The 11,416-nt window shown below is 51.2% G+C and carries 1 protein-coding gene; it reads left to right on the forward strand.

The features are described 5' to 3' along the window. Window positions 1-6: 6 nt before the first annotated feature. Window positions 7-11,416 (forward strand): Ig-like domain-containing protein (locus tag DEV76_RS25725; RefSeq protein WP_157963120.1); only part of this gene is annotated, 11,410 nt, incomplete at its 3' end.

Raw genomic sequence — 11,416 nt, forward strand, 5'->3', positions numbered from 1 at the left:
GTCCTCATGAGAAAGTTATTATCACTTTTCGTTTTATTGTTGATCTCTATATCCGGCATGGCCGCTGATTATTATTGGGTAGCCGGCAGCGGCACCTGGAGTAATCTGAACAACTGGCGCCTGGGCAGCCCTGCGGGTGCCATTCCCAGTATTGTGCCATCCAGTGCCGATAACGTGATCTTCGGCCCTCCGGCCGGAGCAGCGGGCAACTGGGCTGTAACAGTGGATGCAAACGTGTTTTGTAATAATTTCATCTGGTTGCCGGGCCTTCCGGGAACCCCGAGGATCAACAGGTCGAACAATGGATACATTATTTCCGTTTCGGGCAACGTATCTCTCCGGCCGAATGTGGCCTACGACGCGATAACACTCGACCTGGTGGGCAGTACGAATACGACGGTTACAGCAAACGGGCCGGCCAACGTTAACATGGCCTTGAATATCCGTAAGGCTGTGGGCTCGGTTGTGACGTTTGCAGATGACTATATTGTAAACGGTACGAGTTTAACCGGTAACAACATTATGTTGTTTACCGGTGGGTTGAATGCAGCCAACAAGAAGATTACGGCCTATTCCATAGGGTCGGACCAGGCAGGCACGCGTACCATAGATGTCACGAACGCTACGCTGAATCTCACGATGGGCTGGAGCGCTATGAATACCGGGCTCACGCTTTCTGCTACAGGTAGTATCATCAATACAAACAGGTTTTACGCAGATCAGGGTATTTATCATAAGGCAACGATCTGGAATACCGTCAGCACTAATCATACCGTGTTGAATTGTAAGTTCGATGTACTGGAATTTACCAATCCTGCGGTTACTTCAGAAGCGAGAATAGCATCTAATAATATTATTGATACCCTGATATTTCATGGCTGGGGAGCAGTCCGCGCTAATAATAATGAAATAAAGTACCTGCTGCTTAAGAATGGTGGCGGTTTTGGAGGATCCGGCAACAAGGTCCAATATGCGGAGGCGAAAGGGCCATTTGTTGTTATCGACAATGGCACACATACACTGGATACACTGATAACGGCACCTAATAAGAATGTTACCATTTATGGTACCTTAAACATTAATAAACTGTTTCGTGCCGGGGGAGCTCCCTGTAACGGATTTACCGAGATTGTGGGCAATACTGCCGGTAAATTTAATTTCGCAACCGGTGCCGTAATTGATATCGATAACGTGTTGCTGCGAAATATGACGGCAACCGGAACAATGACGCCCCTTACCGTAAACGGTATCGATGATGAGGGGAACACGGGATGGAACATTGTACAGCCTACCAGTCCGGGTACTACCCTCTATTGGGTAGGCGGTGCCGGTGACTGGAACGATAATGCGCACTGGAGTACCACCAGCGGAGGACCGGGAGGCGCCTGTATCCCATTCATTAATGATAATGTGGTTTTCAACGCCGCTAGCGGATTTAGTGGTGCCAGCAGAATTGTGACTACCTCCGGCAATAGTTATTGTAAGGACATGACCTGGTCTGGCGTTGCGGGCAGTCCCATTTTCAATGAGAGCGGATCTTTCAATATGCAGGTATACGGTTCGCTGGTGATGGACCCTACGGTGACCATGAATACCGCGCTGGATATGCGGGGAGAGCAAAATGCCACTGTTACATCGAATGGAGCCGGATTAGGAACAATTCATATTGTTGTCCGTAAGTATCTGGCTGGTACGCCGCTGACTGTGAAGTTTACAGATGACTGGATCAACGCAACAGGTACGATAGGCCTGGTGAGAGGAACGCTCGATATCAGCAACCTCCATATGGATTTCGGGGGAGTAACTGCTGCCGGTTCTCTAAGCAGGGCCATTAACATGCAGAATTCCATAATAATAGCAAACAGCTGGTTTTATTATGGCAGCAACTTTTCGCTGAATGCCGCGAATTCTTTTCTGCGCGTAACTGCCAATATAGCAACCCGGTCATCTGTATATAATGATGTTGAGATAGGCGCCAGTAATGGTGATAATATAGATGTAGCCACTACTACTTTTGGCCGGCTCACCATGACGAGTACCTCGCTCAGCGGAAGCACGAAGATTTCAGGTAGTAATACCATCCGCAGGCTCGAATTCATGGGCAGGGGTATGATCCGGTACACCGGAAACAATATCGACTCCCTTATTCTCGCCCCTTCCAGGAACTTCTTTTTCCTGGATGCGCCCAATACAACCATCAACAAGTATTTTAAAGCGCAGCATCCTTCCTGTACCGGTTTAGGTGAGATCAGGAGTGGTAACGCGGCCATCAGCAATATCACTTTTGGGCCAAATGCCGTAGTAGAGATTGACAACGTATATCTGGAGAATATCACTGCATCGGGCGGAGGCGGATCGCTGACGCTGCCTATCCCCTTCAGTGGTGCAGATGCAGGAGGTAACACCGGATGGACCATCAATTCATCCGCAACAGGTGCCCGCTATTGGGTTGGCGGATCCGGCGACTGGAACGATGCCATGCATTGGAGTAACACCAGCGGTGGAGCAGGCGGTGCCTGTATTCCTACAACCAGCAACGATGTATTCTTCGATGCCAATTCCGGTTTTACGGCAGCTTCTAAAACCGTGACGATCTCGGTGGGCAATGCCTATTTCCACAACATGGACTGGACAGGCGCTGCCAATAATCCCATTCTGGATAAAAATAATACCTGGGTAGCGGAATGCTGGGGTGGCCTTGTACTCAACCCGAACAGCTTTATTAATGGCCAACTGCGGATGATGGGTGCTGAAAATGTGACCATCTCAGGGAGCGTTAAAGGGAACTTTGATATCGATGTCCGCAAGATCAGCGGCAGCGGTGTCACTATGCTCGACGACTTTTCGAATGCGAATGCAAACATCCGCCTTACAACGGGACGATTCAGCATGCCCGGCAGAACCGCCACTTTAGCCAGTATCAGTAACTTCGGTATCGACAACACAATCCATCTGGATATTTCCGATGCCAATATTACCGCTACCAATTTTCAGTATTACGGTGCTTATGCCATCAGAACGGTTAATGCAGCAAATTCCAGGTTAACCGGTACGGTTATCCTCAATGGCGGAACATATAATTATATTACTGTACCGGGTACACAGACCGGCAACTGTATCATTTCAAATATCACGGCAGATTCCATCGTATACACCAATCCGCATAATGCATCTGCTGTTGGTGTTAACGGTAGCAATAATACACTCAACTACGTTGAATATAAAGGTAGTGGTGGTATATATGGTACGGGTAATACTTTTGGTAAGCTCGTATTCTTCCCCGGTAACGTATACCGGTTGAATGGTGGTTCAACAAACACCATCACCGGCGAATGGTTTGGCAGCGGTACGCCCTGCCGCCTGACGGAGATCCGCAGCACCACCACCGCGCAGGCAACCATTGTGAAAACAAGCGGTGATGTGACCTTCGACTACGTTCGCCTGGAACGGTCCAACGCCACCGGCGGTGCCACCTTCCGCGCGAAAGAGCATAGCGATAACCTCGGCGGTAACACCGGCTGGACGATCGATCCTAAAGATGCCGCCGCTCCCATACTCGGCCTTGGTGCCGACCTGGAACTGTGCGCCAGCGCATTCCCTTATACACTCAATACAGACGGTTTCTTCGGAGCGCCCGGTTCCGTATATACATGGAGCAATGGCAGCACGGGTGGAACCCTGTCTGCCACAGCACCCGGTACATACCGCGTGAGCGTGACCTTCCCAGACGGCTGTAACGTAAAAGATACTATCAAGCTCACACAGGCTGTAGTGCCTGTAGATCCCATCGTGGGTGATGCAGGTATCTGTATCGCAGAAACAAAGACATTAACCAATGCTACTCCCGGCGGCGTTTGGACTACCAGCGATGCCGCAGTAGCCACAGTAAGCGCAACAGGAGTGGTAACTGGTGTGGCTGCAGGTAATGCAACCATCACTTATACCGTTACCTCCGGCGCAGGCTGCGTGAACTCCGTAACACATGCCCTGACGGTGAACGCCCTCCCGGTAGTGGCCGCCATCACCGGTACGCCCGATGTATGCGTGAATGGTACCACGCCTTTGGCGAATACCACAGCAGGCGGTACCTGGAAAAGCAGCAACACAGCCGTAGCTACTGTAAATGCTGCCGGTGTTGTGACAGGCGTGACTGCAGGTTCGGCCATTATAACTTATGAAGTAACAAATGCGGCAGGATGTAAGTCCAGCCAAACGATAAATATCACCGTGAACGCGCTTCCGGTGATGACTGCCATTACAGGCACCAATACTGTATGTATTGGAGGTAATACCACATTGGCGAATGCCACTGCAGGCGGTACCTGGGTATCTGATAACATAGCCATTGCAGCTGTGGATGTATCAGGTAATGTAACCGGCATGTCTGCCGGTACAGCGCAGATCACCTACACCGTGATGAATGCGGCGGGTTGTGTTGCCAGTATATCGGCAACAGTAACCGTTAACGCTCCACCGGTTATGACACCGGTTACCGGTACCACCACCCTCTGTATCGGAGGTTCAACCACTTTGGCGAACGCCACTGCCGGAGGTACATGGTCTTCTTCCAACCCGGCTGTAGCTTCGATTAACGCGGCTGGTGTGGTGAACGGCGTAACTGCCGGTACCGCTACCATCTCCTATACAATTAACCATGCAGGAGGTTGTGTAACTACAGAAACGGCCCTTGTTACAGTAAGCGCTCCGCCTGCTGTTGGTCCGGTTACCGGAACCACTTCGCTTTGTATCGGAACTACAACTAATCTGTCGAGCGCTACTTCCGGCGGTACCTGGTCATCTTCCAATACTACTGTGGCAACGGTTGATGCTTCAGGTGTTGTGACAGGCCTTGCTGCAGGAACTTCAACTATAACTTATTCTGTCACCAACGGATCTGGCTGTACGGCAACACAAACTGCTGTTGTAACTGTGAATACATTGTCTGTAGTGAGCCCGATCACCGGTACCAATTCCATTTGTGTGGGAGATGGTACACAGTTGACCAGTGCTACTCCCGGTGGTGTATGGTCCAGCAGTAACCCGGCGGTTGCCGCGGTGGATGGTACAGGAATGGTGATGAGCATTACGGCAGGTACTACTGTCATTTCTTATAAAGTAACTAATGCCAATGGTTGTGAAACTACCCGTACTACAACAGTTGTGGTAAATACACCACTGCTGGTTGAGCCAATTACCGGTAGCAATGTAGTTTGTACGGGAGGTACGATTACATTGTCCAGCCTGACTACAGGTGGAACATGGTCATCCGGTAACACGGCGGTAGCTACTATTGATCCGGCTACAGGTGAGGTATCGGGCTTAACTACCGGTACAACCATTATTACATATCTGGTATCCAACAGCGCAAGCTGTAATGCCTCCGTGACTTATAGCGTAACGGTACAATCACCTACTGCTGTGTCACCCATTACCGGAACCACGGATGTTTGTATCGGGGCTACTACTCAGTTGGCGAACGCTACTGCCGGTGGTGTCTGGTCATCTTCCAATACAGCCGTGGCAACGATTAATGCAACGGGTGAGGTGACGGCTATATCCGCAGGTACTACTACTATTTCCTATGTAATCACCGAGGCTTCCGGTTGTACTTCTACCCAAACCGCTACGGTTACGGTGAATGCCCTGCCGGTGCTGGATCCAATTACCGGAACTACCGACGTATGTATTGGTGCTGCTACTACTTTGGCCAACACCACTGCCGGTGGCAGCTGGTCTTCCTCCAACACCGCTGTGGCAACTATTGACGCAGCCGGTGAAGTGACGGGCGTATCCGCTGGTACAACTACCATTACTTATACTTATACCAATGCAAATGGTTGCGAGGCTTCAGTTACAACTACTGTAACTGTGAACGCGCTGCCGGTAGTAAACCCGCTTACGGGAACTACCGATGTGTGCATTGGCGCTAATACTACATTAGCGAGCACGACTACAGGCGGCACCTGGTCATCTTCCAACACAGCTGTGGCAACTGTAGATGCAACAGGTGAAGTGACAGGTATATCTGCCGGTACAACAACTATTACTTATACTATAACCAATGCCGCAGGCTGCGTGGCAACGCAAACTGCTACGGTAACCGTGAATGCGCTGACTGCACTGACACCAATTACCGGTATTTCCAATGTTTGCGTTGGCTTCACTACTACGCTGGCGAATTCAACTGCCGGCGGTGTATGGTCGTCTTCCAACACAGCTGTAGCAACTATTGACGCAGCGGGGGATGTGTCAGGTTTAACCGCCGGTACGTCTGTTATTACATATACTTTCACCAACGCATCGGGTTGTGTTTCCACGGAAACAATTACTGTAACCGTAAATGCCCGTCCGGTAGTGAATCCGATCTTAGGCATCACCGGGGTATGTATTGGTGAAACCACGACATTGTCAAATACTACTGCGGGAGGCACCTGGTCTACTTCCAATGCAGCAGTAGCTTCCATTGATGCGGCAGGTGAAGTGACGGGTGTAACTGCAGGTACTGCTGTTATCACTTATACAGTTACCAATGCATCCGGTTGTATCTCTACGCAAACAACCACTGTTACAGTGAATGCGCTGCCGGTAGTGAACCCTGTTACAGGCACTGCTTCGGTGTGTGTTGGTGCTACCACCACGCTGGCCAGCACCACTGCCGGTGGTACCTGGTCTTCCTCTAACACATCTGTGGCCACTATTAATGCGGCAGGAGAGGTGACCGGTGTAAGCGGAGGTACGGCAGTTATTACCTATACCTTCACGAATGCATCAGGTTGTGTGTCTTCCCAGACAGCTACTGTTACAGTGAATGCACTGCCTGTAGTAGACCCGATTACGGGAACTACGGATGTGTGTATCGGTTCTACGACTACACTGGCCAGCACAACTGCCGGAGGCACCTGGTCAACTTCTGATGCTGCAATTGCAACAATAGATGCAGCCGGAGTAGTGACAGGAGTATCAGACGGTACGGCTACTATTACTTATACGGTAACTAATGTGGATGGTTGTGTGGATGTACAGACGGCTACTGTAACGGTGAATGCATTGCCGGTAGCAGATCCGATCACGGGCGCTACAGATGTGTGCATTGGTGCATCTACTATATTAGCGAACACTACTGCTTCTGGAACCTGGTCATCCTCTAACACTGCCGTGGCAACAATTGATGCAGCAGGGGAGGTGACAGGTATTTCTGCCGGAACAACTACTATAACTTACACGGTAACCAATGCAGCTGGTTGTGTGGTTACACAAACTGCCACTGTAACTGTGAACGCATTGCCGGTAGTAGACCCGATTACGGGTACTACGGATGTGTGCATTGGTTCAACTACTACTTTAGCGAGCACCACCCCCGCTGGCACCTGGTATTCTTCCAATACGGCTGTGGCCACGATTGATGCTGCTGGTCTGGTAACCGGCGTGTCTGCTGGTACTACTACTATTACTTATACTGTAATAAATGCTGCAGGTTGTGAAGATGCGGTTACGACTACCGTTACTGTAAATGCCTTGCCGGTAGTTGCGCCGATCACCGGAACTACGACCCTGTGTGAAGGTGCTTCTACTACGCTTGCCAGCACTACCGCTTCCGGAACCTGGTCGTCATCTAACACCGCTGTAGCTACGATAGACGCAGCAGGTGTGGTGACTGCCGTATCCGCTGGTACAACTACGATCTCTTATGCTGTAACTATCGCTGGTTGCACCACTATTCAGACTGCTACATTAACAGTTAACGCACTGCCGGTAGTGGCTCCGATCACCGGAACTATGACCCTGTGTGAAGGCGCCTCTACTACACTGGCTAATGCTACTCCTGGTGGAACCTGGAATTCTTCCAATACCGCAGTATTTACAATTGATGCTGCTGGTGTGGTAACTGCAGTGTCTGCCGGTACTACATTAGTAACTTATACTGTATCGGCCGCAGGCTGTACCACTATTGAGACAGCAATAGTAACAGTTAACGCCCTGCCGGTTGTGGCTCCGATTACCGGAACTATGACCCTGTGCGAAGGCGCCTCTACTACGCTTGCCAGCACTACCGCTTCCGGAACCTGGACATCTTCCAACACCGCTGTAGCTACGATAGACGCAGCAGGTGTGGTAACCGCAGTATCCGCTGGTACAACTACGATCTCTTATGCTGTAACCGTTGCAGGTTGCACTACTACTGAGATCGCTACGGTAACAGTTAACGCCCTGCCTGTGGTAACCCCGATTACTGGTACTACCACTGTATGTATTGGTTCTTCGACTACACTGGCTAGTACAACCGCTTCCGGAACCTGGTCATCATCGAACACTGCTGTAGCTACGATAGACGCAGCAGGTGTGGTGACTGCCGTATCCGTTGGCACTACTACGATCTCTTATGCAGTGACCGTTGCAGGTTGCACCACTACTGAAACCGCTATGGTAACAGTTAACGCCCTGCCGGTTGTGGCTCCGATCACTGGAACTATGACCCTTTGCGAAGGTGCCTCTACTACGCTTGCCAGCACTACCGCTTCCGGTACCTGGTCATCTTCCAATACCGCTGTAGCTACGATAGACGCAGCTGGTGTGGTGGCTGCCGTATCCGCTGGTACAACTACAATCTCTTATGCAGTAACCGTTTCAGGTTGCACCACTATTGAGACAGCCACTGTAACAGTGAACGCTCTTCCGGTGGTAACCCCGATCATCGGAACTACGACCCTGTGTGAAGGCGCCTCTACTACGCTTGCCAGCACTACCGCTGCTGGTACTTGGTCATCATCGAACACTGCTGTAGCGACAATTGACGCAGCTGGTGTGGTGACTGCCGTATCCGCTGGTACAACTACGATCTCTTATGCTGTAACCGTTGCAGGCTGCACCACTACTGAGACCGCTACGGTAACAGTTAATGCGCTGCCGGTTGTGGCTCCGATCACCGGAACTATGACCCTGTGCGAAGGCGCCTCTACTACACTGGCTAATGCTACTCCTGGTGGAACCTGGAGTTCTTCCAATACCGCAGTATTTACAATTGATGCTGCTGGTGTGGTAACTGCAGTGTCTGCCGCTACTACATTAGTAACTTATACTGTATCGACCGCAGGCTGTACCACTATTGAGACAGCAATTGTAACTGTGAACGCGCTGCCGGTTGTGGCTCCGATTACCGGAACTATGACCTTGTGCGAAGGTGCCTCTACAACGCTTGCCAGCACAACCGCCTCCGGTACCTGGTCGTCATCTAACACCGCTGTAGCTACAATAGACGCAGCTGGTGTAGTGACTGCTGTATCCGCTGGTACTACTACGATCTCTTATGCTGTAACCGTTGCAGGTTGCACCACTACTGAAACCGCTACGGTAACAGTTAACGCGCTGCCAGTTGTGGCTCCGATCACCGGAACTACGACCCTGTGCGAAGGTGCCTCTACTACGCTTGCCAGTACTACCGCCTCCGGAACGTGGTCATCATCGAACACCGCTGTAGCTACAATTGACGCAGCTGGTGTGGTGACTGCCGTATCCGCTGGTACAACTACGATCTCTTATGCAGTAACCGTTGCAGGTTGCACTACTACTGAGACCGCTACGGTAACAGTTAACGCCCTGCCAGTTGTAGCTCCGATTACTGGAACTACGACTCTGTGCGAAGGAGCCTCTACTACGCTTGCCAGCACTACCTCCTCCGGAACGTGGTCATCATCGAACACCGCTGTAGCGACGATTGACGCAGCTGGTGTAGTGACTGCCGTATCCGCTGGTACAACTACGATCTCTTATGCAGTAACCGTTGCAGGTTGCACCACTACTGAAACCGCTACGGTAACAGTTAACGCGCTGCCAGTTGTGGCTCCGATTACTGGTACTACCACTATATGTATCGGTTCTTCGGCTACTCTGGCTAACGCCACTGCTGCCGGTATCTGGTCATCTTCTAATACCGCTGTAGCAACGATTGACGCAGCTGGTGTAGTGACCGCCGTATCTGCTGGTACTACAACGATCTCTTATTCTGTAGCCGTTGCAGGTTGCACCACTACTGAAACCGCTACGGTAACAGTTAACGCGCTGCCAGTTGTGGCTCCGATTACTGGTACTACCACTATATGTATCGGTTCTTCGGCTACTCTGGCTAACGCCACTGCTGCCGGTATCTGGTCATCTTCTAATACCGCTGTAGCAACGATTGACGCAGCTGGTGTAGTGACCGCCGTATCTGCTGGTACTACAACGATCTCTTATGCTGTAACCGTTGCAGGCTGCACCACTACTGAGACCGCTACGGTAACAGTTAACGCGCTGCCGGTTGTAGCTCCGATCACCGGAACTATGACTCTGTGCGAAGGTGCCTCTACTACGCTTGCCAGCACTACCGCCTCCGGAACCTGGTCGTCCTCGAACACTGCTGTAGCTACGATAGACGCAGCAGGTGTGGTGACTGCCGTATCTGCTGGTACTACTACGATCTCTTATGCAGTAACCGTTGCTGGTTGCACTACTACTGAGACCGCTACGGTAACAGTTAACGCGCTGCCGGTTGTGGCTCCGATTACCGGAACTACGACCCTGTGTGAAGGTGCCTCTACTACGCTTGCCAGCACTACAGCCTCCGGAACGTGGTCATCATCGAACACCGCTGTAGCTACGATAGACGCAGCAGGTGTAGTGACTGCCGTATCCGCTGGCATTACTACGATCTCTTATGCTGTAACCGTTGCAGGTTGCACCACTAATGAAACCGCTACGGTAACAGTTAACGCGCTGCCAGTTGTGGCTCCGATCACCGGAACCATGACTCTGTGCGAAGGCGCTACCACAACACTGGCTAATGCTACTCCTGGTGGAACCTGGAGTTCTTCTAACACTGCGGTATTTACAATTGATGCTGCTGGTCTGGTAACTGCAGTTTCTGCCGGTACTACATTAGTAACTTATACTGTATCGGCCGCAGGCTGTACCACTATTGAGACAGCAATTGTAACAGTTAACGCCCTGCCGGTTGTGGCTCCGATTACCGGAACTACGATCCTGTGTGAAGGTGCCTCTACTACGCTTGCCAGCACTACAGCCTCCGGAACGTGGTCATCATCGAACACCGCTGTAGCTACGATAGACGCAGCAGGTGTAGTGACTGCCGTATCCGCCGGCACTACTACGATCTCTTATGCAGTAACCGTTTCAGGTTGCACCACTACTGAGACCGCTACGGTAACAGTTAACGCGCTGCCAGTTGTGGCTCCGATCACCGGAACTACGACCTTGTGCGAAGGTGCCTCTACTACGCTTGCCAGTACTACCGCTTCCGGTACCTGGTCATCATCGAACACCGCTGTAGCGACAATTGACGCAGCTGGTGTGGTGACTGCCGTATCCGCTGGTACTACTACGATCTCTTATGCTGTAACCGTTGCAGGTTGCACCACTACTG

It is taken from the genome of Chitinophaga deserti (assembly GCF_003149455.1).
GTDB classification, from domain to species: domain Bacteria; phylum Bacteroidota; class Bacteroidia; order Chitinophagales; family Chitinophagaceae; genus Chitinophaga; species Chitinophaga deserti.